Origin of the sequence: Cytobacillus gottheilii (assembly GCF_900166665.1) — a bacterium.
Classification (GTDB): domain Bacteria; phylum Bacillota; class Bacilli; order Bacillales; family Cytobacillaceae; genus Cytobacillus; species Cytobacillus gottheilii_A.
The window spans coordinates 1,301,535-1,326,739 of the sequence record NZ_LT800494.1 but is presented as its reverse complement, the minus strand read 5'-3'; the positions used below and the strand labels follow the sequence as shown (position 1 = coordinate 1,326,739).

At 41.6% G+C, this 25,205-nt stretch carries 28 protein-coding genes and 1 other annotated feature; of the genes, 2 read left to right on the top strand and 26 right to left on the bottom strand.

Annotated elements, in window-relative coordinates:
• Positions 1–12 precede the first annotated feature (12 nt).
• The 4 genes from B7E07_RS06435 to safA (B7E07_RS06420) form a co-directional block, all read right to left on the bottom strand.
• On the bottom strand, positions 13–447 hold the full coding sequence (locus B7E07_RS06435) for a BofC C-terminal domain-containing protein (protein ID WP_373886067.1): 435 nt from the start codon (positions 445–447) through the stop codon (positions 13–15).
• Positions 448–730: 283 nt separating this feature from the next.
• Positions 731–1,384 (bottom strand): YhcN/YlaJ family sporulation lipoprotein, encoded by a 654-nt coding sequence (locus B7E07_RS06430; RefSeq protein WP_176215120.1) that lies wholly within the window; start codon positions 1,382–1,384, stop codon positions 731–733.
• Positions 1,385–1,480: 96 nt separating this feature from the next.
• Entirely contained in the window at positions 1,481–2,476 is a 996-nt protein-coding gene (locus tag B7E07_RS06425) for an aminoglycoside phosphotransferase family protein (RefSeq protein WP_257391404.1), read from the bottom strand.
• Positions 2,448–3,953: a SafA/ExsA family spore coat assembly protein gene (safA, locus tag B7E07_RS06420; protein ID WP_080844666.1), complete on the bottom strand. Its 1,506-nt coding sequence runs from the start codon at positions 3,951–3,953 to the stop codon at positions 2,448–2,450. Before safA (B7E07_RS06420) ends, B7E07_RS06425 begins: the two co-directional genes overlap by 29 nt.
• A gap of 333 nt (positions 3,954–4,286) precedes the next feature.
• On the opposite strand from safA (B7E07_RS06420), the gene B7E07_RS06415 reads away from it, so the two are divergent.
• A complete protein-coding gene (locus B7E07_RS06415; RefSeq protein WP_139785708.1) occupies positions 4,287–4,823 on the top strand; it encodes a transcription repressor NadR in 537 nt (178 codons plus the stop codon).
• Positions 4,824–4,906: 83 nt separating this feature from the next.
• On the opposite strand, the gene safA (B7E07_RS24385) is transcribed toward B7E07_RS06415, so the two are convergent.
• Positions 4,907–6,433 carry a SafA/ExsA family spore coat assembly protein gene (gene safA, locus B7E07_RS24385; RefSeq protein ID WP_080844665.1) on the bottom strand — a complete coding sequence of 509 codons (1,527 nt, stop codon included), beginning with the start codon at positions 6,431–6,433 and terminating at the stop codon, positions 4,907–4,909.
• A 333-nt stretch (positions 6,434–6,766) separates the two neighbouring features.
• Between safA (B7E07_RS24385) and B7E07_RS06405 the strand changes: the two genes are divergently transcribed.
• Positions 6,767–7,303, top strand: a complete 537-nt coding sequence (locus B7E07_RS06405) for a transcription repressor NadR (RefSeq protein WP_139785708.1) — start codon at positions 6,767–6,769, stop codon at positions 7,301–7,303.
• A gap of 684 nt (positions 7,304–7,987) precedes the next feature.
• On the opposite strand, the gene pheA is transcribed toward B7E07_RS06405, so the two are convergent.
• From pheA to B7E07_RS06300, 21 genes are all read right to left on the bottom strand, one after another.
• Complete coding sequence (gene pheA, locus B7E07_RS06400; RefSeq protein WP_080844662.1) at positions 7,988–8,848, bottom strand: prephenate dehydratase; 861 nt, start codon at positions 8,846–8,848, stop codon at positions 7,988–7,990.
• An 88-nt stretch (positions 8,849–8,936) separates the two neighbouring features.
• Complete coding sequence (locus B7E07_RS06395; protein WP_080844660.1) at positions 8,937–9,392, bottom strand: ACT domain-containing protein; 456 nt, start codon at positions 9,390–9,392, stop codon at positions 8,937–8,939.
• Positions 9,393–9,420: 28 nt separating this feature from the next.
• On the bottom strand, positions 9,421–10,713 hold the full coding sequence (gene obgE, locus B7E07_RS06390; protein ID WP_080844657.1) for a GTPase ObgE: 1,293 nt from the start codon (positions 10,711–10,713) through the stop codon (positions 9,421–9,423).
• A 103-nt stretch (positions 10,714–10,816) separates the two neighbouring features.
• Positions 10,817–11,377, bottom strand: a complete 561-nt coding sequence (locus B7E07_RS06385) for a sporulation initiation phosphotransferase B (protein ID WP_080844655.1) — start codon at positions 11,375–11,377, stop codon at positions 10,817–10,819.
• Between the two features lie 331 nt (positions 11,378–11,708).
• On the bottom strand, positions 11,709–12,002 hold the full coding sequence (gene rpmA, locus B7E07_RS06380) for a 50S ribosomal protein L27 (protein ID WP_066443170.1): 294 nt from the start codon (positions 12,000–12,002) through the stop codon (positions 11,709–11,711).
• A gap of 12 nt (positions 12,003–12,014) precedes the next feature.
• A complete protein-coding gene (locus B7E07_RS06375) occupies positions 12,015–12,347 on the bottom strand; it encodes a ribosomal-processing cysteine protease Prp (protein ID WP_080844653.1) in 333 nt (110 codons plus the stop codon).
• Positions 12,348–12,359: 12 nt separating this feature from the next.
• Entirely contained in the window at positions 12,360–12,668 is a 309-nt protein-coding gene (gene rplU / locus B7E07_RS06370; RefSeq protein ID WP_080844649.1) for a 50S ribosomal protein L21, read from the bottom strand.
• Between the two features lie 12 nt (positions 12,669–12,680).
• Positions 12,681–12,761 (bottom strand) — a sequence feature (ribosomal protein L21 leader region).
• A 49-nt stretch (positions 12,762–12,810) separates the two neighbouring features.
• A complete protein-coding gene (locus B7E07_RS06365) occupies positions 12,811–14,277 on the bottom strand; it encodes an Rne/Rng family ribonuclease (RefSeq protein ID WP_080849121.1) in 1,467 nt (488 codons plus the stop codon).
• Positions 14,278–14,299: 22 nt separating this feature from the next.
• Entirely contained in the window at positions 14,300–15,166 is an 867-nt protein-coding gene (locus B7E07_RS06360; protein WP_080844647.1) for a M50 family metallopeptidase, read from the bottom strand.
• Positions 15,159–15,944 (bottom strand): M23 family metallopeptidase, encoded by a 786-nt coding sequence (locus B7E07_RS06355; protein ID WP_080844644.1) that lies wholly within the window; start codon positions 15,942–15,944, stop codon positions 15,159–15,161. The genes B7E07_RS06360 and B7E07_RS06355 overlap by 8 nt, the downstream gene beginning before the upstream one ends.
• Positions 15,945–16,086: 142 nt before the next feature.
• Complete coding sequence (gene minD / locus B7E07_RS06350) at positions 16,087–16,890, bottom strand: septum site-determining protein MinD (protein ID WP_080844641.1); 804 nt, start codon at positions 16,888–16,890, stop codon at positions 16,087–16,089.
• Position 16,891: 1 nt separating this feature from the next.
• Entirely contained in the window at positions 16,892–17,569 is a 678-nt protein-coding gene (gene minC / locus B7E07_RS06345) for a septum site-determining protein MinC (RefSeq protein WP_080844639.1), read from the bottom strand.
• 287 nt (positions 17,570–17,856) lie between these two features.
• Positions 17,857–18,372, bottom strand: a complete 516-nt coding sequence (gene mreD, locus B7E07_RS06340; protein ID WP_080844637.1) for a rod shape-determining protein MreD — start codon at positions 18,370–18,372, stop codon at positions 17,857–17,859.
• Positions 18,369–19,268 (bottom strand): rod shape-determining protein MreC, encoded by a 900-nt coding sequence (mreC, locus tag B7E07_RS06335; protein ID WP_080844634.1) that lies wholly within the window; start codon positions 19,266–19,268, stop codon positions 18,369–18,371. The genes mreD and mreC overlap by 4 nt, the downstream gene beginning before the upstream one ends.
• A gap of 101 nt (positions 19,269–19,369) precedes the next feature.
• Complete coding sequence (locus B7E07_RS06330; RefSeq protein ID WP_080844631.1) at positions 19,370–20,392, bottom strand: rod shape-determining protein; 1,023 nt, start codon at positions 20,390–20,392, stop codon at positions 19,370–19,372.
• Positions 20,393–20,537: 145 nt separating this feature from the next.
• Positions 20,538–21,227: a RadC family protein gene (radC, locus tag B7E07_RS06325; RefSeq protein ID WP_080844628.1), complete on the bottom strand. Its 690-nt coding sequence runs from the start codon at positions 21,225–21,227 to the stop codon at positions 20,538–20,540.
• A 44-nt stretch (positions 21,228–21,271) separates the two neighbouring features.
• A complete protein-coding gene (locus B7E07_RS06320) occupies positions 21,272–21,844 on the bottom strand; it encodes a Maf family protein (protein WP_080844625.1) in 573 nt (190 codons plus the stop codon).
• Between the two features lie 203 nt (positions 21,845–22,047).
• Complete coding sequence (locus B7E07_RS06315; RefSeq protein WP_080844622.1) at positions 22,048–23,100, bottom strand: hypothetical protein; 1,053 nt, start codon at positions 23,098–23,100, stop codon at positions 22,048–22,050.
• 122 nt (positions 23,101–23,222) lie between these two features.
• On the bottom strand, positions 23,223–23,675 hold the full coding sequence (locus tag B7E07_RS06310) for a type II secretion system protein (protein ID WP_139785579.1): 453 nt from the start codon (positions 23,673–23,675) through the stop codon (positions 23,223–23,225).
• 95 nt (positions 23,676–23,770) lie between these two features.
• Positions 23,771–24,565 (bottom strand): pilus assembly protein PilO, encoded by a 795-nt coding sequence (locus tag B7E07_RS06305; RefSeq protein ID WP_257391403.1) that lies wholly within the window; start codon positions 24,563–24,565, stop codon positions 23,771–23,773.
• Positions 24,562–25,203 (bottom strand): PilN domain-containing protein, encoded by a 642-nt coding sequence (locus B7E07_RS06300; protein ID WP_080844616.1) that lies wholly within the window; start codon positions 25,201–25,203, stop codon positions 24,562–24,564. The genes B7E07_RS06305 and B7E07_RS06300 overlap by 4 nt, the downstream gene beginning before the upstream one ends.
• Positions 25,204–25,205: the final 2 nt, after the last annotated feature.

Sequence of the window (25,205 nt, the reverse complement as noted above, 5' to 3'; positions counted from 1 at the left end):
AATGTCTCTAGTCTAATTTAAGACCTTTCCATCTGTTGAATAGGTTTTGAAGGTTTCAAGCACATTTATATAGCGGTCTTTTGTCATAATCGGAATGCCTTCTTTTAATTGTTCACATTTCTTGCTCTCTAGTCTTTGGATATCAATTTGAAAAAAGGATTGAATAATATTGGCTCTCTGCGGTTTTCCGTTAAAAATGGTGAGAACCCCTTCTTCTGTAATGCCAAAATATCCATTTGCTTTTAAAAGCGGCGAAATATCGTCTGTCTGCTGTCTAAAGACAACGACATCTTCATCCATATCTATTAAGTTCCAATCTTCATATTTCGCCCAAAAATCTTCGGCAGCCCAAATGGTTTCAGTCACTGTTTCTTCGCTTATTTCGCCATCCAAATAGACTCTTTCCAAGATCACTTTCATTTGGGGGGCAGATTCTTCTTGATCCATTACCTGTGCGAATGCCTCATTGGCACCACCAATTCCTATGATCATAATAAAAGCAGATAGCAGTGATGCAGGTAAGATTTTCATTGTTTGGTCACCTCGTCTATAAATGCGAAATAGTATCGCTTAAGGATCATTGTTTATTATTAGTGTGACCAAATTTTACAAGCTTATCCGTATCTATTTTAAAAATCAAATCATCAACAAAAAACCGAATGATTAGAAAATACTCCTAATCATTCGGATGGTTTACACACTTATATCTAAGCTTTTTTTCATGCTTAACTTAATGATTCAAATCCTTAAACAAGTTTTCCACATCCAAGTCAATCTGCTCGCGCATCCCGCCATCTTTTAGGTCGTTGTTTAAGACCTTGATGCGGTTATATTGACTTTCATTCGTTAAGATATGAACTGAGCGATCGCCAATTAATGGACGAACTGCCTGCTGAATGCTTTTTTTCGTCTCCGTATCATTGTTCTGATTTTCCAGCATTGCTGCAATGACAATTTCATCGCCATGTAACAATGCTTGTGCATCCTTGACATTTTCAACACGAGATGCCGCTTTACTTACATTTTCAGCAGTAGCGCCATCATACGATTGATAATATGAGGAGCGCGGGGTCTTCATCGGATCTCCAAGATGCTTGTGGTAGTTTCGATCCGCTCTGCTATACGTCCCATCACGCTGATGTCCTCTTTCTTCTCCAAGAGAATGATCCATCATTTCAACGATTGGTCCATCATTATCATTGCTTGTGAGCAATCGTGCATTTCCGCGATCTTGTTCTTCGTGGTGCTCATTTGAATAATAACCCATTGGCTGCGTCACTTCCGTATTTCGATCTTGAACAGCAGTATCTCCATTCGAACCGCATGCCGTTAATCCAAGAGATACAAATACTGCAAAGGGAATAAGAGCCTGTTTTTTATTCAAAGTAAAAACCTCCTCGTTTTCACAAGCCTGAGCGGTCTGCTCTTGTTTAGCTTGGCTGCGTCGAGGAGGTTTAATGCCTGAAGAATACAGGAAGATCTATGAACCGATTTCCATTTTTACATCATGAATAAATGTGCGCCTTTTCTCTAATTGAGAATAAGTCATCTCAAGCACATTTTTTATTTTCACACGATCATTGTACATTCTCTCGCGTATAATCCGATTCCATTCACGAAAAATATCTGATGGATAGATGAGACCATACAAAAAGCCCTTTTCTGAAAGATAAGGCTTTAGAATTTTAAAGGATTGCAGTTCATTAAAGGACCAGCCTATAGATGGCAATATCCGATTTGCGAATTGCAAATAATCAGAGTAAACATACCCATTGCTGATTAAATCAAAATCTAATACGTAAAGCCGATCATCCTCTCCACGAAGAAAATTATGAAAAGCTACATCTCCATGCAGAACAACTTTCGGCTGGTATTCAAGCCATTCGTACGTTTCCTTCATTCCAGATAACGACCATTTAGCCCATCCAACAAATTCATCAAGAATATCAGCATATATAAACAACTTAATCAGCGAAATATTTTGCAGAAAACCTGTCAACCGGTCATCCCATTTCGCAATTTGATCAAATGCGGGGAGCAAGGTTTTGTATCTTGGATATAATTTGGCGGTTGTTTCATGATATTGATGAAGGAGCCTCAGTGCATCTTTTCTGTTTTTAGATGTGCCGTACGTAAAAGGCATTTGCGATGAAGGAATATACTCAAGCAGTCCAAAAAACCTTCCTTGAAAATAAAGCGGTGCATCTCGTGCAATGTCTACAAATTGATATGTTGAATCAAAACCTTCATTTTTCAAAGAAGAAGTAAAGGTTTCCTGAAGCTTTAAGCGGTGGCTTGGTGAAAATTCTTTTAGAATATATTGTTCCTTATCCGTACGAATCTTAAAAACATTTTTTCGAATGCGTTTCAGATCGGTTAAGACAAAAGGAAGTTGACCATTTAAATAGGTGAAGAGACGATTTAACTCTAAATCGTCTCTTCCTCCATTATCCTTCGAAATCACTGCTTTCGTCAAAAGGACGCCCAAATGCAGGTCCGCCCATTGGTCCATATCCGTATGGATTCATCTGCGCTTGTGGAAATGCTCCATAAGGCTGACCATAAGGAACCGCTACTGGAAATGCAGGTGCTGGAGCAAATGGCTGCTGATATTGTGGTGCAAATCCTGTTGGTGCTGGTGTTCCTCCACCACATCCACAGTCAGCTTCTGCTCCTTGTACAGAAGTAGGCATTAATGGCACTTGACTTTGAGACGGCATTAATGGCATTTGGTTTTGAGCTGGACTTAAAGGCATTTGACTCTCCGTTGGCATCAATGGCATCTGAGCATAATTCGGCTCCTCCATTACCCCTTGCACTTGCGGCATCGGCGCATATTGCGGATAACCATAGTGCATCGGCGGCGGGCAGTAGCCTGGCCCTGGCCCCGGCATTACAGGCGAAACAGGATAAATCTGTGTTGGCGGGCATGGATAATACGGCTGCTGATAGGCAGGAGCTGTGTATGTCGGCTGATGCGGCAGCTGATGACCGTAATCCTCAACACCCATTACTGGCGCTGGCATTTGCGCTTGTGCTGGTGAAAGCGGCAATTGCTGCTGTGACATATACGGTGAAGATTCTTCATAGTTAGGACTTTCAACACCTGGCATCATTCCATAATATGGCGACTGCACACCCTGAACTTGCGGATATGGCATTTGTGCTTGAGGAAATCCACCTTGTTGTGCTGCTCCTGGTGCGACAGGTGCTCCCGGGAAAAAAGCATTGTGATTGTGATAAGGATTCATAGGCTGTTCGTAACCTCCTTGGTTTGTTGGCAAATTCATACTCTCATGCATTTCAACAGGATTCTCCTGTGGAAATAAATTTAGTGGTTTCGGCGGCAGCTTCGGTTTTGCAGGAGCTGCAATTGGCTGTTCTGTTGCCTTAGGCATTACAGGTTTAATTTGTTCTGCAGGCTTTATTTGTTCCACTGGCTTTGGCTGTACCGGCTTCGGCTGTGCAGCAGGCTTTTGCTGAACTGGCTTTGGCTGCGGCATTGGCTTTGGCTGTGGGGCAGGCTGCTGCGGTTGTATATTAGCAAGATTCATTAAATAATAATTGTTAATATCAATATCTGGCATCATAGGCTTTGGCATTTTGGGCATATATGGTTTTTTAGGTTTTTCTTGCTTAAGCGGCGCCGGTTTCTGCGGCTGAACCATTTCCTTAGGTGTTTCAGCTACAGGCTGTGTGATTGGCTTTTCTTTTACAAATGGATGCTCAGCCTTTGGCATTTCCTTTTTGGAACCCATATTAACTTCCGGACCTATTGGCGCCTCTTTTTTAATTGTGCCGCCTGATGCAGGAACTTTTATTTTCATGCCGGGCATAATCATATCAGGATTGCTGAGCTGTGTATTCATCTTTTTAAGCTCTTCAAAATTGACTCCGTACTTTTTGGCGATTTTCCAAAGGGTATCCCCTTTCTGTACGATATGGATTTTCACTCTGATTTCCCTCCTATGTGTAAAGTCATACCACGAACCGCTTCGCTGATTGTAACGGGGACGCGGATTGTTGATCAAATCGGGCTTTCAGTTTTTCCCTGCAGCTGTGGGCAAGCAGTTTAAAAACTGAATATCTGCGATAGTCCATATAGTGTATGAAGGATTGGGCAAATTGCTAACAATCTACACAAAAACTTATGATTTTTTTTATGAAAATATGATTTAATCTGAAAAAACATCTATTTCTCTTGCAGCGGACTGATCTACATCCATTTAAATTCAGCTAGAATTTATGGTAAAATGGGACAATATGTGAGCGTTTGGGGGGAACTTATTTTGAGTGAAAAGAAAATACTTGGTGAAGAGAGACGCTCCTTGCTGCTTAAATTATTACAAAGCGGAGGTCAGCCGATTACGGGCGGAGAGCTGGCCACAAAAACAAATGTAAGCAGGCAAGTAATTGTCGGAGACATTACCTTATTAAAAGCACGAGGCGAGCCAATCATTGCCACAAGTCAAGGTTATATGTATTTAGCGAACAACGCTCCTTCTCCCGTTGCTGAACGGACTATTGCCTGCTGTCACACACCCGAGCGCGCCGAAGAAGAATTGCACCTATTTGTGGATTATGGGGTAACAGTGAAAGATGTTAAAATTGAACATCCTGTTTACGGAGACTTAACTGCCTCCATTATGGTTTCAAGCAGAAAAGAAGTAAATCAATTCATAAAAAAAATTAAAACCACACAAGCATCCTTCTTATCAGAGCTGACCGATGGCTACCATATCCATACCATTTCAGCTCCCTCAGAAAAAAATTTAGATGAGGCGGTTGATGCGTTAAGAGAAGCGGGATTTTTGGTGGAATAGTTACGAGCGATTGGAGAGGTAGGGATTTAATCCTTACCTCTTTTTAGTTGTTGGTGAGAGGAAGATCACTTGCTGCGGGTAGGTTAGTATCTATTTCTTTCCGTCAACTTTATTTTTTGGGGTGTGGGTGATTGATGGCGGCTCTTTTGCTNTCCGCCCATTGGTCCATATCCGTATGGATTCATCTGCGCTTGTGGAAATGCTCCATAAGGCTGACCATAAGGAACCGCTACTGGAAATGCAGGTGCTGGAGCAAATGGCTGCTGATATTGTGGTGCAAATCCTGTTGGTGCTGGTGTTCCTCCACCACATCCACAGTCAGCTTCTGCTCCTTGTACAGAAGTAGGCATTAATGGCACTTGACTTTGAGACGGCATTAATGGCATTTGGTTTTGAGCTGGACTTAAAGGCATTTGACTCTCCGTTGGCATCAATGGCATCTGAGCATAATTCGGCTCCTCCATTACCCCTTGCACTTGCGGCATCGGCGCATATTGCGGATAACCATAGTGCATCGGCGGCGGGCAGTAGCCTGGCCCTGGCCCCGGCATTACAGGCGAAACAGGATAAATCTGTGTTGGCGGGCATGGATAATACGGCTGCTGATAGGCAGGAGCTGTGTATGTCGGCTGATGCGGCAGCTGATGACCGTAATCCTCAACACCCATTACTGGCGCTGGCATTTGCGCTTGTGCTGGTGAAAGCGGCAATTGCTGCTGTGACATATACGGTGAAGATTCTTCATAGTTAGGACTTTCAACACCTGGCATCATTCCATAATATGGCGACTGCACACCCTGAACTTGCGGATATGGCATTTGTGCTTGAGGAAATCCACCTTGTTGTGCTGCTCCTGGTGCGACAGGTGCTCCCGGGAAAAAAGCATTGTGATTGTGATAAGGATTCATAGGCTGTTCGTAACCTCCTTGGTTTGTTGGCAAATTCATACTCTCATGCATTTCAACAGGATTCTCCTGTGGAAATAAATTTAGTGGTTTCGGCGGCAGCTTCGGTTTTGCAGGAGCTGCAATTGGCTGTTCTGTTGCCTTAGGCATTACAGGTTTAATTTGTTCTGCAGGCTTTATTTGTTCCACTGGCTTTGGCTGTACCGGCTTCGGCTGTGCAGCAGGCTTTTGCTGAACTGGCTTTGGCTGCGGCATTGGCTTTGGCTGTGGGGCAGGCTGCTGCGGTTGTATATTAGCAAGATTCATTAAATAATAATTGTTAATATCAATATCTGGCATCATAGGCTTTGGCATTTTGGGCATATATGGTTTTTTAGGTTTTTCTTGCTTAAGCGGCGCCGGTTTCTGCGGCTGAACCATTTCCTTAGGTGTTTCAGCTACAGGCTGTGTGATTGGCTTTTCTTTTACAAATGGATGCTCAGCCTTTGGCATTTCCTTTTTGGAACCCATATTAACTTCCGGACCTATTGGCGCCTCTTTTTTAATTGTGCCGCCTGATGCAGGAACTTTTATTTTCATGCCGGGCATAATCATATCAGGATTGCTGAGCTGTGTATTCATCTTTTTAAGCTCTTCAAAATTGACTCCGTACTTTTTGGCGATTTTCCAAAGGGTATCCCCTTTCTGTACGATATGGATTTTCACTCTGATTTCCCTCCTATGTGTAAAGTCATACCACGAACCGCTTCGCTGATTGTAACGGGGACGCGGATTGTTGATCAAATCGGGCTTTCAGTTTTTCCCTGCAGCTGTGGGCAAGCAGTTTAAAAACTGAATATCTGCGATAGTCCATATAGTGTATGAAGGATTGGGCAAATTGCTAACAATCTACACAAAAACTTATGATTTTTTTTATGAAAATATGATTTAATCTGAAAAAACATCTATTTCTCTTGCAGCGGACTGATCTACATCCATTTAAATTCAGCTAGAATTTATGGTAAAATGGGACAATATGTGAGCGTTTGGGGGGAACTTATTTTGAGTGAAAAGAAAATACTTGGTGAAGAGAGACGCTCCTTGCTGCTTAAATTATTACAAAGCGGAGGTCAGCCGATTACGGGCGGAGAGCTGGCCACAAAAACAAATGTAAGCAGGCAAGTAATTGTCGGAGACATTACCTTATTAAAAGCACGAGGCGAGCCAATCATTGCCACAAGTCAAGGTTATATGTATTTAGCGAACAACGCTCCTTCTCCCGTTGCTGAACGGACTATTGCCTGCTGTCACACACCCGAGCGCGCCGAAGAAGAATTGCACCTATTTGTGGATTATGGGGTAACAGTGAAAGATGTTAAAATTGAACATCCTGTTTACGGAGACTTAACTGCCTCCATTATGGTTTCAAGCAGAAAAGAAGTAAATCAATTCATAAAAAAAATTAAAACCACACAAGCATCCTTCTTATCAGAGCTGACCGATGGCTACCATATCCATACCATTTCAGCTCCCTCAGAAAAAAATTTAGATGAGGCGGTTGATGCGTTAAGAGAAGCGGGATTTTTGGTGGAATAGTTACGAGCGATTGGAGAGGTAGGGATTTAATCCTTACCTCTTTTTAGTTGTTGGTGAGAGGAAGATCACTTGCTGCGGGTAGGTTAGTATCTATTTCTTTCCGTCAACTTTATTTTTTGGGGTGTGGGTGATTGATGGCGGCTCTTTTGCTGGGGGGCGGCTCTTTTTTGAGGCGTGGCGGGCTCTTTGGTACCACCTTAGTTCCCTTCAGCTCTCTTTTTGCGGCGGGGCGGGCACTTTACTTCCCTCTTAGTCCCCGCCAACTCCCTTTTTGCGGCATGGCGGGGACTTTGTTTCCCTCTTAGTTCCCGTCAGCTCTCTTTTCACGGCCTGGCGGGCACTTTGGTACCACTTTAGTTCCCGTCAGCTCTCTTTTCACGGCTTGGCGGGCACTTTGGTACCCTCTTAGTGCCCGCCGGCTCTCTTTTTGCGACGTGACGGGAACTCTGCCTCCCCATTAGCCCCCACCAACTCTCTTTTCGCGATGGGAAGGGCACTTCACTCCCCTCTATTCTACCCATTGTCTTTTTTCCAGCGTAGTATTCATGTCTATCTTCCCAGCGTCACAAAAAGAATCTACTCACCCTTTACTCGCCAACACTTCGCCAAAGCACAATTTCCTTTTATTTTTCCAAAGCGAAAAGACTGCTCCTTTGGAACAGCCCCTCCATTTTCAAATAACTTTTAATTACTTTTCTCTAAACTATAGTAAGGATAACTCCCCAATATATTCACTTTACAGCCAAGTGCTTCTAACTCTGCTGTTACACCTGGAATTAATACATCATCTTTCTGCATATCCACATCAATGATAAAGAAATAGTTGCCAAGTCCCGTTTTCATCGGCCTCGATTCAATTTTGGATAAATTCAGATTTCTCCAGGCAAACGCTGATAAAACTTGATGGAGCGCACCAGCACGGTCTAAAGGCAGAGTAACCATGATGGTTGTTTTATAGCCTTTAAAGAGTGGCGTATCGATATTGAGTTCTTGTTCCTCTTTAGATACAACAATAAAACGCGTATGGTTGTAATCAAAATCATGAATATCTGATTTGGCGATGGCTAATCCATATACTTCTGCCGCCAGTTCATTTGCAATCGCAGCAACCTTAAGCTCAGGATGATCTTTAACATAGGACGCTGCTGCAGCAGTAGAAGTTGTATTTACTGTCGGAATCCCTTTTAACTGGGAGTGTAAAAATTTATGACACTGTGCAATCGCATGTGAGTGACTATAGACAGCCGTTATTTCATCCCATTTGTCCTGATGAAGAGGATGAATCATTAAATGCTGCCGAATTGGCGCTGTGATTTCTCCGATGATTGGTTTCTTTGCTTCATGAATTAAATAATCGAGTGTTATATTAACTGATCCTTCTAATGCATTCTCAATCGGAATCACAGCCAGGTCAACTTCTCCTTCATTTAAAACATCAAAGCAGTCGGGTATGGTTTGAAGAGGAATTCTTGTTCCGTATGGAAACAAACCTCTTACCGCAATATCGGTAAATGTTGCTTGTGGTCCTAAAAAGCCGATCTTCATGAAAACCTCTCCTCACTTCTAAAAACATGATCTATGTATTTTCTTGAACCTGTATGTAAAAAAACAGGCACTCGGCAGGCGCGCATCTTCACGCACCTGAACTGAGTACCTCCACTTTGTCAACAAACTCGAGCCTTCTTAAATTTGTCAGCAGTTCATCAATCTCAGTAGCCAACTCAGCCACATTTAATGATAAAGTTACATTTGCTCTTCCTAACAAGGGAATCGTCTGATGGATCGTTAGCACATTACAGCCGGAAGAAGCCACGACACTCAGCAAATGCGATAGTGTGCCTGAACGGTCTTCCAGATGGAAAAACAAAGTGATGATTCGCTCTTTTACGACCGTATGGAAAGGAAAAACGGTATCGCGGTACTTGTAAAAAGCACTTCTGCTTAAGTCCACCTTTTGAACAGCTTCCCAAACAGACTCCGCTTTTCCTCTTTCAATCATTTCCTTTGCCTCTAACGTTTTTTTCATCGCTTCAGGCAGCACATCTTCTCTTATTAAAAAGAACTTTTTATCAGACTTATCTTGTTTCATCTTTACACCTCGTCACATTCAGAAAAGGCTAGTCAACAAAATCAAATTCAAATTCCATGAGCTTAACGGTATCTCCGTCTTTTGCACCTTTTTCACGCAGCGCATCATCAATGCCCATTCCGCGAAGCTGACGAGCAAAACGGCGTACAGACTCCTCACGGCTGAAATCGGTCATCTTGAAGAGTTTGACAACAGCATCTCCTTCTAAGATGAAGGCACCAGCAGAATCACGGGTAATCACAAACTCAGTTTGCTGTGCTTCATGCTTGTAAAGGACGCGATGGACGCCATTCTCTTCTTCCTGTTCTTCCATAATTGGGAATTCAGGTGTTTGCTCAATTTTATCAGCAACCGCAAACAGCAAATCACGAAGGCCTTTGCGTGTTACTGCAGAAATTGGAAAAATCGGATAATCTTCTTGCAGCTTTTCTTTAAATACCTGCAGATTTTCTTCAGCTTCAGGCATGTCCATTTTGTTCGCTACAATAATTTGCGGTCTTTCGGTTAAACGCAGGTTATATTCTTTTAATTCCTTGTTGATTGTCACATAATCTTCGTATGGATCTCTGCCTTCTGTTGCAGCCATATCAATGACATGAACAATAACCCTTGTTCTCTCGATATGACGCAGAAATTGGTGTCCGAGACCGACTCCTTCATGAGCTCCTTCAATTAAGCCTGGAAGGTCAGCCATAACAAAACTTCTGCTATCTTCTGTTTCGACCATCCCTAAGTTAGGCGCAATCGTTGTGAAATGATATTCAGCAATTTTTGGACGAGCCGATGAAACAACCGAAAGCAATGTTGATTTTCCTACACTTGGAAATCCAACTAAGCCTACATCTGCCAATAGCTTCAGTTCAAGAATAACATCACGTTCTTGCCCTGGCTCTCCGTGCTCTGAAAGTTCAGGAGCCGGGTTGGCTGGAGTAGCAAATCGTGAGTTTCCTCTGCCGCCTCTGCCGCCTTTGGCAATAACCGCTCTTTGACCATGCTCAGTCAAGTCAGCAATGACTTCACTTGTTTCAGCGTCCGACACCACCGTACCAGGCGGAACCTTTACAATCATATCTTTTGCGCCGCGGCCATGCTGGTTTTTAGACATCCCGTGCTCACCGCGTGTTGCTTTAAAGTGTCTTTGGTAGCGGAAATCCATTAAAGTACGCAAGCCTTCTTCTACTTCAAAAATAACATCTGCGCCTTTTCCGCCATCACCGCCAGCGGGACCTCCCTTTGGTACATACTTCTCACGGCGGAATGCAACCATTCCGTTGCCGCCATCTCCGCCTTTTACATATATTTTAACCTGATCAACAAACATTGTTTAATTTCCTCCCGTCATGCAGAAACTCTGCTTCTAATATGCCAGCTCTTTATAGCCTTAGCTTGTGCATGTTTGATGAAATGCTATTCGACGAGAATCACTACTTTTTATTTTCGATGCGAAAAGGCACGAAAACTTCCAATCCAAGCTCCATATCTGAAAATTCATGAAGATGTACGATTAAAAAGCTGGGATTGTTCGTAAAAAATTCATTTAACATGCTTTTATCGACAATCATCCCGCTAAAATCAAAAAAGAATCGCGCTGCTTCGTTTTGGGGCTCTATTGAAACGGATAGGTGATTTTCATAATAGGGTTTTACAGATGCATTGAGACATTCAAAAAATTCGCTTGTCCATTGTGCCAGCGCTTTGTCATCCAGCTGTTTAATACAGCTGCTTCCATCAACCTCCAGCACATCATATTCGAGCTGAAAAAAGTGATTTTCCCAATTATAGGTGAGGAGCAATGATGCAAATAGAGGAATTTTTAGATTTGAAAGCTTCGCCTCTTGCTGCGATTCCAACACAATTTCATCAATAATTTCTTTTGCCCGTTCTATTTTATCCAGTGCCAGATTTCCTTTGATTAATTGAAGTTTATTAAGCCAGTCATGACGAGCATGGCGAAGCACTTCAATCATATCCCATTCTTTATCCATAAGATACTCCTATACTAAGTAGTTACAATATCATCCCTTTTAGTAAGTATATCAAAAAAGTATCTGGTCGTAATCTAATTTGAGCAAAATAACATGACTATAAAGTACATCTTTATGAATTTTATCCATATATCTTTGCGTTCAGGCGATAAAGGAAATGGACAATGGCCATTCTGAAAGACAAAGACAAACCTGCACTTACATTTTCTTTTTGAATGAGCGGATGCCTCGCATTTCTTTAGCATTCGCTCTTTCTGAAAATACAATAAGGTAATTAAGGTCTATATAAAACGAAAACTCTAACCATAAAGGTTAGAGTTTTCCTAATCGCTTATGCTTCTTGTGCTTGTGGATATACGCTCACTTGCTTGCGGTCACGTCCAAGACGCTCGAATTTAACAACACCGTCCACTTTCGCGAAAAGCGTGTCATCTCCACCTTTACCCACGTTTACACCTGGGTAAATCTTTGTGCCGCGCTGACGGTAAAGAATAGAGCCGCCAGTTACGAATTGACCGTCCGCACGCTTAGCACCAAGGCGCTTAGAGATTGAATCACGGCCGTTCTTAGTAGAACCTACTCCTTTTTTAGAAGCGAACAACTGAAGATCTAATTTTAATAGCATTTATTCCACCTCCTATTTTTTGAAGGTAATTCTTATATTCTGTCCGTAAGTTTCTTCAATACTCTGCAAAGAGACAACCATTCCTTGTAGCAAAAGCTGAACTTTATCAAGTACATCTCCTGACAGGTCATCAGGAAGAGTGCAATGAAGCAGTCCATCCGGATCATGCGTGATATCTGGTGTAACACCTGTTAGCTCGTGCACCGCATTAATTGCGCCGACCGAGACAGCAGAAACACCTGCACACACAATATCCTGACCTCTTTCAGCAAAAAAGGCATGGCCGCTGATGGCAAAGGATTGAATATTACCGGTTTGATTACGAGTAATCGTAATATCAATCATGTCAGAATCGCCTTATGCGTTGATCTTTTCAATAACAACTTTTGTGTAAGGCTGACGATGACCTTGCTTTTTGCGGTAGTTCTTTTTCGCTTTGTATTTGAATACAGTGATTTTCTTCGCACGGCCTTGTTTTTCAACTTTAGCCGTTACAGTAGCACCCTCAACAACCGGGCTTCCTACTTTCACACTGTCTCCACCTACAAAAAGAACCTTATCAAAAGTTACCGTTTCGCCTGCTTCGCCGTTAAGTTTTTCGATGTAGATTGCTTGACCTTCTTCTACACGTACTTGCTTACCGCCAGTTTCAATAATCGCGTACATAAATGCACCTCCTCATAAACTAAGACTCGCCATCTTCAGGTGGGAAGCGGGTAGCTACCTCTTAACACCTGTTCTGTGCGGTTGTAGCACAGGTGCGCTACAAACATAACATGAAAATACTATCATATTATTGGGATATGTGTCAATGTAAATTCTTTTTTAAATCACGATATGCACCAAATTTCTTAATCTCATACGAAGGGCTTTTGTCCTCAGTGTTCACCAACACGATCTTTAATCCAAGCATCTCTTCTAATCGTGACTGGTGTGCAGCATTCTCTCCTGTAAATATGTCTTTCACATCTTCGGTAAGTCCAATCAGCACTGCTTCATGATCATTGCTTCGATACTCCCATAGCTCGCGCTCTAACCGAAAAGCAATACTTTCCGCACTGAACACACGCCCTGTTCCATGGCATACACCACATGGAGAGGTGAGTGTTTCGCGAAGAGAATTTTTCGTCTTTTTTCTCGTCAGCTGCAGAATTCCTAATGGAGTGAAGCCAATTAGCTTAGTTTGGCGCTCATCCTTCATGAGCTCTGCTTTCATCACATTTAAGATTGCTTTTCTATCGTTTTCATTTCCCATATCAATAAAGTCAATTAGGATAATGCCAGCGAGATCACGGAGCCGAATTTGCCTCGCCGCTTCCCTTGCAGCAAGCTCATTTGTTTTGTACACCGTATCCTGGCGACTTTGTTTGCCTGAGAACTTTCCGGTATTCACGTCAATTACGGTAAGTGCCTCAGCTTCATCAAAAATTAAATAGCTTCCCTGATTAAGCCAGACAATTCGTTTGATCGCTTTTTCAATTTCTCCTTCAATGCTATAAGCCGCAAAAATATTTTCCTTATCGGCGTAATATGTAACAGGTAAAGAGGTATAGCGGACAAGAAGATCCTTTAGGGAAAGATCATCCACCACAATATCGCCTGACTTCATTTTTTTTACTTCTTCTATCATGCTTTGTAAAAAGAGGTTTTCTTCGTAGACAACTCCAGGCTTTTTTTTAGAAGCAGCGGCTGCTGAAATTTCTTCATATTGTTCTCTAAGCCTTTTAAGCTCCTCTAAGAGTATAGATTCAGGCTGAAGCAAAGCGGATGTTCGGAAGATTAGACCCTCACGTTCGTTTTTTTCTCTCATGCCGAAGCTTCTCAATCGCTGCCTGTCAGCTGGCTGATCTATTTTTTTTGAAATAGCCACATAACGTCCTTCTGGCATATAGATAAGATGATCTCCGGCTAATTCGATAAGTCCAGTTAATCTCGGTCCCTTTGTTCCGTCTGCATCTTTTTCAATCTGAACAAGCATTTTCTCTCCCTGGTGAATAAATGTTGAGATCGAACGGCTTTCTTTTGCCGCCTTCTCCTGTTCATCATTCACATAAGAACTAAGCTTCTCTTTATGGAGAAAGCCGCTTTTCTCCTGCCCAATACCTATAAAGGCAGCATTTAACCCCGGAAGAACCTTTTCAGTCAGTCCAAGATAAATATTGCCTACTGCAGCCTGCGACTTCGGCTGTTCAATGATAAGTTTATCGACTTTATTTTCTTTTAGCAGGATATACCGTTTTTCCCTTGTGCTGCTGTTAATGATTAGCTTTTCCAACTCTAAGTTCCTCGCTTTATCTTTAATACAAATAAACAATATCTCCTATTTTAGCAGTTACGAGCTTTTCAGAAAAATAGGCATGAAGCAGTTCATTTTCGTCCAGTGTTCCTTTTTCAGCTCCATCCTGCTCAATGACAATCGGATGCTTGCAGCCTCGCTGAAACTGATCGAGCACATCGATCAATTTATCCTTTTCGTCCACAATGATTGGCTTCAATGTCCGTATATCTGTATGCTTCCCATAATAGCGCTGAAGTAAAAAGCGCATAAACATATACCTCGTTTGCTTCCATTCATAATATAGTGAAAAGGCTAAAAAAGCAGCAACAATCCATATATTTAAATTAAAAGGCCCAGTAAACAAAAAGAAGATCATAAATACAAACAGACTGCTGATCGACAAATAGAGTGTCTTTTTATGGGCAGCTGGAAAGGGAAGCTTACTTGAATAAAATAAAAAAATAAGTTTTCCCCCGTCAAGCGGCCAAATGGGCAGCAAGTTAAATATCAGGATCATTAAGTTATATTGAACGAACAGCTGAAACACGTCTGCTGACATCCATGTGAGGCTATGTAATATGGCAGCTCCGCCGATCAGCCAAACATGCTGAATCGGACCTGCCAAAACAACCATAAGTTCTTCACGCAGCGGTCGGTTGCCGTGCTCATCCATTTCAGCCACTCCGCCGAATGGAAGCAATGCAATTCTTTTGATGCGCCAATTAAAATGAGCTGCTGCCGCTGCATGACCAAATTCATGGACAGTGATAATGAAAAGCAGCAGCAGTAATTCTCTAAAGTGTCCAGTAGCAATTGCCAGTCCTATTACAAGCCATAGGAGCGGATGTATATAAAGATATTTTACCAATCTCAGCATTTTAATCAAAAGGAATCACCTGAATAGGGTCGATGAAATTATCCCCCTTTTTAATCGCCAGGTAAAAAGATCCCTTTTCACCAGTTTCTGACGCTGAAGCTGCTCCTACAGAGGTGCCTTTATTTATATACTGTGACAGCTTTACATCAATGCTTTCAAGATTGCCGTACCACGACTCGCTTCGGTCTGGATGCTGAATCACAACAGTATTGCCAAAATCCTCCTTCAATCCCGCAAAGGACACATAGCCTTCACTCATGGCTTCCACACTTGCGCCTTTTTCTGTTTCCAAAATCATTCTTTGACCATTATCATCGAAATCTTCGACAATTTTAGCAGAAGCAGGCAAAGCATAATTGTTAAGATTCTGGTCGGATTCTTCATCCTTTTCATCATCTTTGACTGGCAATAAAGCAAGTGGTTTGCCAAATTGGTCTTCATACCAGTCGGCGACCGCCGCAAACTGAAAATCCTTTTCCATTGTTGAAGTGATAAATGTTTTTACAGTCGACAATGAAGGCGCTTCACTGCGAAACATAATTGCCACAGCAAGAAATAGGCACGCTGAAAATAGAATTTTAAAAATGATCGCCTCTTTTTTAAAAAGGGGATGTCCATCATCCTTTAGAGGCGGATGATCATAATCCGGGATTGTGCTGTAACCGTAGCTGGTTTCTTGTTCCTCTTCATTCCACATAAGAGGTTTATGACCTCTATTTGGTGATCTTTGCATTTCTCGTTTCTTCTTTGCCATCTTCTTCCGTATCTCATCAGCTCTTGAACTCATATATCCCACCACCATCATGGTATTTATTTCTACCATTTTATGAGTTGTCCAAATAGAGTATGACTGATATGGAAGCAATCCATATAAAAAAAAACCGGGAATCCCCGGTTTTCGAATTTAACGTCTGCAAACTGGCACTTTCTTATTTCACGCCAAAAAACTTTTTAATTTTTGTAAACATACCCGCATTTTCTTCTTCAAGTGATTGCAGAGGTACCGATTCACCAAGTATGCGGCGGGCGATATTGCGGTAGGCAATAGAGGCCTTGCTATTCGGATTTAAGGCAATCGGTTCACCGTGATTGGATGCTTTAATGACCTCATCATCATCTGCAACGATGCCAATCAAATCGATAGACAAATGTGTAGTAATTTCATCCACATCAAGCATGTCTCCATTTTTCATCAGATGATTGCGAATGCGATTGATAATAAGTCTCGGAGCGCTGATTCCTTCTTCTTTTTCCAATAAGCCAATAATTCTGTCTGCATCTCTTACAGCACTAACCTCAGGTGTTGTCACGACAATTGCATGATCCGCTCCGGCAACAGCATTTCGGTAGCCTTGCTCAATTCCCGCAGGACAATCGATGACGATATAATCATAATCTTGTTTCAGTTCATCAATTAACACTTTCATCTGTTCTGGAGATACAGCGTTTTTATCACTCGTTTGTGCTGCTGGAAGCAGATAAAGCAAGTCCTCAAAACGCTTATCTTTCACTAGCGCCTGATGAATTTTGCATCTGCCTTCGACGACGTCCACAAGGTCATATATAATGCGGTTTTCGAGTCCCATTACAACATCCAGGTTGCGGAGGCCGATATCCGTATCAACAAGGCATACCTTCTTGCCCTGCAAGGCTAAGGCAGTACCAACATTTGCTGATGTCGTTGTTTTTCCGACACCACCCTTACCGGATGTAATGACTATTGCTTCTCCCACACTAGAATCCCCCTTGCAATTTCGATAAATTTGGTCGAATATTCATTAAAGCTTGTAATCTATCAATCGTAATTTGATTGTTTTCATCTATATAAGCACATTCCATTTCGCGGCCATCTTCTTCCGGATATGAGTCGGGTGCACGATTTAAACATTCATCAATTCTTAATTGTGAAGGTTTCATAACAGAAGCAGCAATGACTGCGTCGCGATTTCCGCTGCAGCCAGCATGTGCAATCCCTTTTAAAGCTCCTAATATGTAAATATTCCCTCCGGCTTTCACGGTCCCGCCAGGATTCACATCGCCAATGAGCAGGAGGTCTCCTGCCACTTCTAGCACTTGTCCTGACCTTACAATTCTCGCAATGGAAACCACTTCATGTGCAATTCGTTCAGCTTCAGCTTCTTGCTTTGTTACTACATTTGAATTAATTGTATCAACAACAAGATTTTTCTTTTGACGGATTAATTCTTTCAATTCTTCTTTTTGGTCAGCTGTTAAATAGCGATTTCCCACTTGGACCATAACCGATATTAATTTATCGCTTTGAGACTTGCTGCTTTCAGAAAGCTTCTGATCGAGCTCTTCTTTTAAATCACTATAGGAACATGTGTCATCAAGATGCAATGTTAGTCCTTCTTTAGTTCCTTTTATCGTTACATTCTGGTATTTTTTCATTTCAAGTTGTTCACCTCAAAAAAGCTCTCCGCATAAAAATCATATATTCAGAAGGAATAGGGAACCAGTTATGATGTTCTATTTCTTCCTTTTTTGTTTCTATATGAATCTACTACCTCATGTAAAAAGCTCACAGATTTTCTCCATGTGAAAATATATTCGACAGAAAGCTCAGAAAATCCTTTATCCAATTGGACGATTCCTTAGGCTGATGAGATATTTTTTTAACCAGCCTAAAGAACCTAAAATGCATAATTCTGTATCATGTACTGCTTGTAATAGTTGTTTTAATCCGACAAACTTGCAATAAATTTTTCAAAATGCCGCTTTAACGGATACCCAGCAATGATGATAAAGGCAGAGTTAAGCACCACTGTTGGCAGAAGCCTTAGTGAAGCAAAATCCGCAAAGTTCAACTCCGTCTGATTAATCACTACGTTTATTTCATATACACTTATTTCAAGCAAGACAATCATCACTAATGAAGCCAAGCTGACCATGACGATGTTACTCTGCAGAATGCGCATGAGCTTGGACATTAAATAGGCCAGGATTGGAAATGAAAACAAATAGATGCCTATAACTCCGGTATAAACAATATCAAATAGCAAACCAAAAATAATACCATAAATGATGCCATATTTACGCTCGCTGAATACTGTTAAAAACAGAATGCTGATGATTAAGAAGCGCGGCACTGTAATTCTATCGCCGCCAAACATTTCAGTCGGCAAGTATTGCACAAAAATACTTTCAAAAACAAACAGAAAAAGAAACAAGAATGGAAGAAGATATTTTCTCACTCCTCTTCCTCCTCTTCCTCTATCGCACTTTGTAATTCTTCTTGAAGCTCTGCTGACATGCTTGTAATTTTAGCAACCATGACATGATTGATATCATACAAGTCTGCGCCCGTTTCCAGATAAGCTGTTTGCGTCAATCCGTATTCGGCATTTTCAACCTCAAGCACTTTCCCAATAATCAGCCCTTCAGGAAAGACACCGCCAAGTCCGGAGCTAATTACATTTTGACCTTCCTTCACTTCGGCATCATAAGGGATTTTTGTCATCATTAACAGCTTCTTGTCTTTATCATAGCCTTCAATCAAACCAAAAATCTTCTTATCATCCTCAGCCTGAATTGCTGCTGAAATACGATTTGTTGGATCCATAGAACTTAAGAGCTGTACAGTTGACGTAAAGCTTTGCGCATTTTTTACTTTTCCAATTAAACCATTTGCAGTAATTACAGCCATATCTGCCTGAATGCCGTCGTTTTCCCCTTTGTTAATAATCAGATTCTCATGATAACGGTCAGGGTTTCGTCCAATAACAGTCGCCTGTATTGGTTCATATTGACTGAGTGAATCTTCTTTTCCGACAATTTCACGCAGTTCTGCATTGTCTTTTTTCAGCCGCTGCACTTCCGCTTCAAGACTGGCTAGCTGGTCAAGCCTTGGCTTAAGCTCTTGATTTTCACTGTATGTATTTTGCAAGTCCTGCACATTTTCTATAAAGCCGGCAATATAATTTGTTGGGCCTGAAAGAGCATTTTGCACAAATCCTGTCATATCTTTAAGGAATTGCTCCGGCCACGTTACCTTTTCGCGTTCACGCAAGGAAAAACCAATTAAAGCCACAAGTACAATAATGCTGACAAGCAAAATAATCAGGCGCTTATTCAAAAAAAACTGTGGCATTTTGAACACCTCGATTTATTTTTTCGCTTATTCGCTTAGCATATGGAAAGGAAGAAAGGCATCAGCTCTCTTATAGAATGATGCCAATACATTTTCCTTAATTAGCGTGAATCCTTTGCTTTTGTTTTGAACAGATCAATATGATCCAATGCTTTTCCTGTTCCGATCGCTACACAATCCAATGGATTTTCAGCAATCAGCACTGGCATTTTCGTTTCTTCACTAATGACCTTGTCCAAATTTCGCAGCAATGCACCGCCGCCTGTCAGCACAATTCCGCGATCCATTATATCTGCGGCAAGCTCTGGCGGAGTTTTTTCTAAAGTTACTTTTACAGCATCAACAATGGCAGCAACAGTATCATTTAATGCTTTGGCGATTTCTTCTGCTGTAATTTCAATGGTCTTAGGCAATCCTGTTAATAAATCACGACCGCGGATATCAATATTATCCACACCCTCTGGATCGCTGGCAGAACCAATTTCGACTTTAATCATTTCCGCTGTACGATCCCCAATCATCAGATTATACGTTTTGCGGATATAATTAATAATCGCATCGTCCATCTCATCACCAGCAATGCGGATCGACTGACTAGTTACAATACCACCTAAGGAGATAATTGCAACTTCTGTCGTACCGCCGCCAATATCAACGACCATGCTGCCAGTAGGCTCCCAAACAGGCAGATTGGCACCAATTGCAGCTGCAAAGGGTTCTTCAATTGTATAGGCATCTCTTGCCCCAGCCTGGCGTGTTGCATCTACAACAGCACGTTCTTCAACTGCCGTTATGCCAGAAGGTACACAAACCATGACATATGGCTTACCAGAGAACAAACCTTTATTTTTATTCGCTTGTTTAATATAATATTTCATCATAACAGCCGTCGTTTCGTAATCAGCAATGACTCCGTCTTTCATCGGACGAAGAGCCACAATATTACCAGGTGTACGGCCAATCATATTTTTCGCGTCATTTCCGACAGCCACAATATTCTTTGTATCTGTTTGCAAGGCCACAACAGATGGCTCTCTTACAACAATTCCTTTTCCTTTAACATACACAAGTGTGTTAGCAGTTCCCAGATCTATTCCTAAATCTTTTGTTCCAATTCCAAACATAACAGTATCTCCCTTTCTGATACATATAACCTGTCCACTATCCGTGAACAATTAAAGTTCATATCCCTCATTATATCATTTTATTACTGTGCATCTAAAAAATCATAAACAATATTATAGCCCAACGTCAAATAAAAACCTAGTGCTATAAATACCCTTTTTCCTTTAAGCTGACAAATTTATTTTCCCCGATAATAAGATGATCAAGCACTTCAATGCCAATTATTTTTCCGCACTCACCTAAACGCTTTGTGACTTCGATATCTTCTCTGCTAGGAGTAGGATCGCCTGAAGGATGATTGTGAACACAAATCACAGAAGCGGCAGAACGTTTTAAGGCTTCTTTGAACACCTCGCGCGGATGAACAATCGAAGCATTTAAGCTTCCGATAAAAACGGTCTGTTTACTCAGCACCTGATTTTTCGTATTCAAATATAAGCATACAAAATGCTCCTGTGATAAAAAACGCATATCATGCATCACATAATTTGCTCCATCCTCAGGAGAGCGGATACTGTAGCGTTCCTCATAAGTGAGATTAGAAATACGCCTGCCAATTTCCACTGCTGCTAAGACTTGAATGGCCTTGGCAGTTCCAATGCCTTTAATCGACGTAATTTCGTCTAGCGTAGCATCCTTTAATAAGCGCAAGCCTTCAAAATGTTTGATCAGCCGATTTGATAATTGCAGAACGGATTCATCTTTTGTACCTGTTCTTAATAAAATGGCGATTAGCTCATGAGTAGAAAGGCTTTCTGGCCCTTTTTGAACAAACCGTTCCCTTGGCCTCTCACTTTCGGGGAAATCCTTTATTAATAAGGATTCAGAGTCCATCTTATTCCTCCCTTTTTTGGCAGGAGTTATGGAATAGCTGCAGTTTACATTGGGAGCTTAAAGCCAGCTTGTTTTAACTTGCGAACCGTTTGTGAAACAGGAAGACCTACAACGGCAAAATAATCACCGTGTATTTCCTTCACAAGCATGGAACCAAAACCTTGAATTCCATATGCTCCTGCCTTATCAAACGGTTCACCCGTTTGTAAGTAGGCATTTATTTCATCATCCGCTAACTCCCAGAACGTAACTTTTGTTTCTGTGAAAAATGTCGTTGTTTCTTGAGAAGAAACAATCGAAACACCGGTAAAAACAGAATGCTGCTTCCCTGAGAGAGAACGAAGCATTTGAAAGGCATCCTTTTCGTCGCGGGGTTTCCCTAAAATGTCATCACCTAACACGACCACTGTATCCGCTCCGATCACATACGATTCTTTATTTCCCTGGAAAACGGCATCTGCTTTACGCTTGGCAAGTTCCATGACAACCTCGGCAGGTTCTGTGCCCGGCTCAAAGCTTTCATCAACATCACTGCTTTTGATTTCAAATGGTAGTTGAAGAATTTCAAGTAGTTCTTTTCGACGTGGAGAAGAAGAGGCTAAAATGAGGGTTTGCATGTAATCACCTGACCTTATGTTATTGTACCAGAATGGAGATACATTCTAATCGTACCAAACTTTGCAGAAGCTAACAATTTTTAATAGAGTTTTTGCTGAAAATCTTTATAATTTTCATCACATAGCATAAAAAAAGAGCCTGTCGCATACAATCGAACAGACTCGAAAAAAATTTCCCGGGAAAATTTTTCCCTGATATAGTTTTATAAAGCATCATATGCGGCTAAAAAAGCCAGCAGATGACCTTGCAGTTTATTTGAAGCAGCAGCATCAGGATTGCTTGCGTATGCCTCAAATTGGCTAAGAGCTGAATTAAGCTCCTGTTTTAAAAGGATCAGCTTCTCTTGCTTTATATTTTCATCAGAGATCGAAGACAGGATTTCCCCTGCTGCTGCTGTATTCTCAGCAGTATCTGCAGGAATTTCAATCCCGCTGTATGCAGCTGATGCACTAGCTGTCAAGCTTTTAAACAGATTGGGAATATGCTCAAGAAGAAGCTTCTCATCTTCTGTCAAACCTTGTAGGGTATTTCCGCCAAAAGTGATTTCTTTCGCAAATACTTGAAAGCCCTGTTCCTTCAGTTTAGCTCCTGCATCCTTTGCTTTTGTCAAATCATCGGATATGGCGAGGAACAGAGGGAAATTCTCCTCACCTTGAATATAAGAAGCCGGCACACCTTTATCCAAACTCTTTTGCTGCTCCTGCTTCACCGCTTCCTCTGTTGTAAAGACTCCTCCTTGCACGATAAATGTGTTTAAGGATCCTGCTTCATACTGAATGGTTCCTGCAGGCTGTTCGGGCTGTTCAGCACTTTGTCCACCATTCGTTGCAGCTGGAGAAGCAGTTGCATCTGGTTCAGCGATCACGAGCTTTAATAAAATGAAACCAAAGCTTGTCCCAAGCAGCACTGCGAAAAAGACAGCAAAAAAGAACGTTGGCACAAAACTCTTTTTTCCTTTCTTTATTAGTCCAGCATTAAAAACCTTAAATCCGTTCGTGTTTTTCTTTTTTTCAGGAGCAGAAGCAATGTTAAATTCCTTCACCTCTTCTTCTGGCTCCTCCTCTGGAAGAATCCAATCAAATTGGTCTTCCGTTTCCGCCTCCTGAGCAGCTGCTGTCTGGAAGCTGGCAAAACTCTCCATTGGCTCCTTTTTTTCTTCTTTATTCTCGGAGTTATCTGTTTTGTTCACTTGGAATGGCCGGTCTTCTCCATTTATTTTAATGGTAATCGTCCTTTTTTCTCTTTGATGATCCACTGCTTGTCCTCCCATCCTGTCGATTTTTGAATGGTTACATCCTAACACAACAGCAAAAAAAAATAACAAGACTTTTGTCGTCTTGTTATGGGAGAGTTTCGTCAAATTTTTTAAAATGACATTTAATTCGGCACTATATTGGCTGTGATTAAATCACTGATAGGGATTGCATTTTCAGCACCTTTGTACGTGCAAAGGTTTTTCTCTGTTCCTTTTAAGCATACGGCTGTGGCTGATTCCCCTGTTATCACAACATATGTATCATCCGATGGCTCAAGCTGCTCGCCGCTGTGCGGGTCTTTAAAAGCATCAATAAACCGCTGCTCTTCAAGCATCTTATAAGAAACAGTAGCCTGGAGTGTCCCACCGCTTGTTAATTCATGGCGAATATAAAAGTCAGCAGCCTCTTTTAAAGCAATGGCATTGCCCACAAATGCCTGATCACGTGCTTTTTGAATGACATTCATGATAGACGTAACCGCTATAGCCGCAATAATGCCCAAAATGACAATCACTGCAAGCAGTTCTATTAATGTAAGTCCCTTTTCATTTAGTCTAGTATTCAGTTTGATCATGACTAGACCCCTCTTTTTTAGCAGCAGTATTTTTAACTAATAGCGATGGAGAGGATGATGAATGATCTTCACATCCCCTCTCTCAGAAAATATCTTTAAGGTGTTCCATCCTCTTCTTCACTGGAAAAACGATTGAGCGGATCGTTTTTATTCGACCCAGCTGGCGCATCCAGTGGAGGAAGCTCCGCCTGTAAATCTTCAAGTGCTGGATAATAATAAGCAGCTAATGTAATTTCAAATTCGACATTGCTTGTATCCTGTTCGACAGAATAGACTTCTTGAAGTCCGGTAAAGTTCAGCTCCTCAATCTTGATGATGCGCTCCATGGATAAAAGATTCTCCAGCAGCTTTTCTAATTCAAAATAAGAATCTGACTCTCCGAACAACGTCAGAGATGTTCTTTTAATGCCGTTTGGCAATGGAGTGACTGTTTCAGATGTTTCACCTGATTCAGCATCTTCTTCAGTGATTTCCTCGGGATCAGCTTCCTCATCTTCGGATTCAGGATCATATTGTACCGTTCCATCCTCACTGATTAAATCCACATTTTCATCTTCCTGTGTGCCATTCAGCTGGATTTCATTAATCGTTGCATCCGACACGATTTCTGCTTTCTCTACATTCAGAAGCAGCTGGTCGAGCAAACGCTTAACAGGTACTTGCTTTTGCAGCTCCATCGTATTCAGAACGGTCTGCTCACTGCTTTGGCTCAGTGTATTGTCAATGATGTCGAGCTCCTGTCTCGCCATGTCCAATTCAGTGGTTTTTCGGTCAATTTGATCATTCAGCGGCAGAATAAACAAATAGTAGCTTGCAAAAACGAGAAGGCCAATGACAACGATTCCCAGAAAACCAAATCCTAGCTGTTTTTTTGAAAGTTGTACATTCATGGTGAAGTGCCTCCTTCATCCTCGCTGCTTTCTAGTTCTTCTTCTTTCTCTGACGGATTGGCCTCCTTCAATGCGGGCACATTGATTCTCATCTCGAAATTCGCTATATACCTTGGTACAATGTCATCACTTGCTGCAGCTTCATTCTCTTCATCAGTTAAGTCAGCTGTTTGTGCTTCTGTAAGCACTGCTTCCTCAATCCATTCGACAGAGGTCAGCAAGTTCAAATAATATGCTGCTTCTGATTTCGTATCGAATTGAACCTGCTGGTTGACCCCATTGTCTCCATCCATTTCGAAGTCACTGATAAATCCGCGTTCAGGCAAAAGCTTCGTCAGCTCCTGCAGCATATAGACGACATCATAAGGCTGGTGATCTGCCCAGGTAATAGCATTCTGCAAGTCGGTCACAGAATTGGAAGACTGATAGTTTTCCAGCTTTGCCCGTTTTGCCTCAAGCAGTTCAGTCGTTTGCTCCAGCTGCTGCTCTGTATTAGCTATGGTCTGCTTACGATCCTGGATAATGAAAAAGAATACAGCAGCTATAAGCAGTACAATCAGCAAAGAAGCTAGAAGGACGATATAAGAAGCTTTGGTTTTTTTCTCTTTTTGCGGAAGCAGATTAATATCGACTAACATCT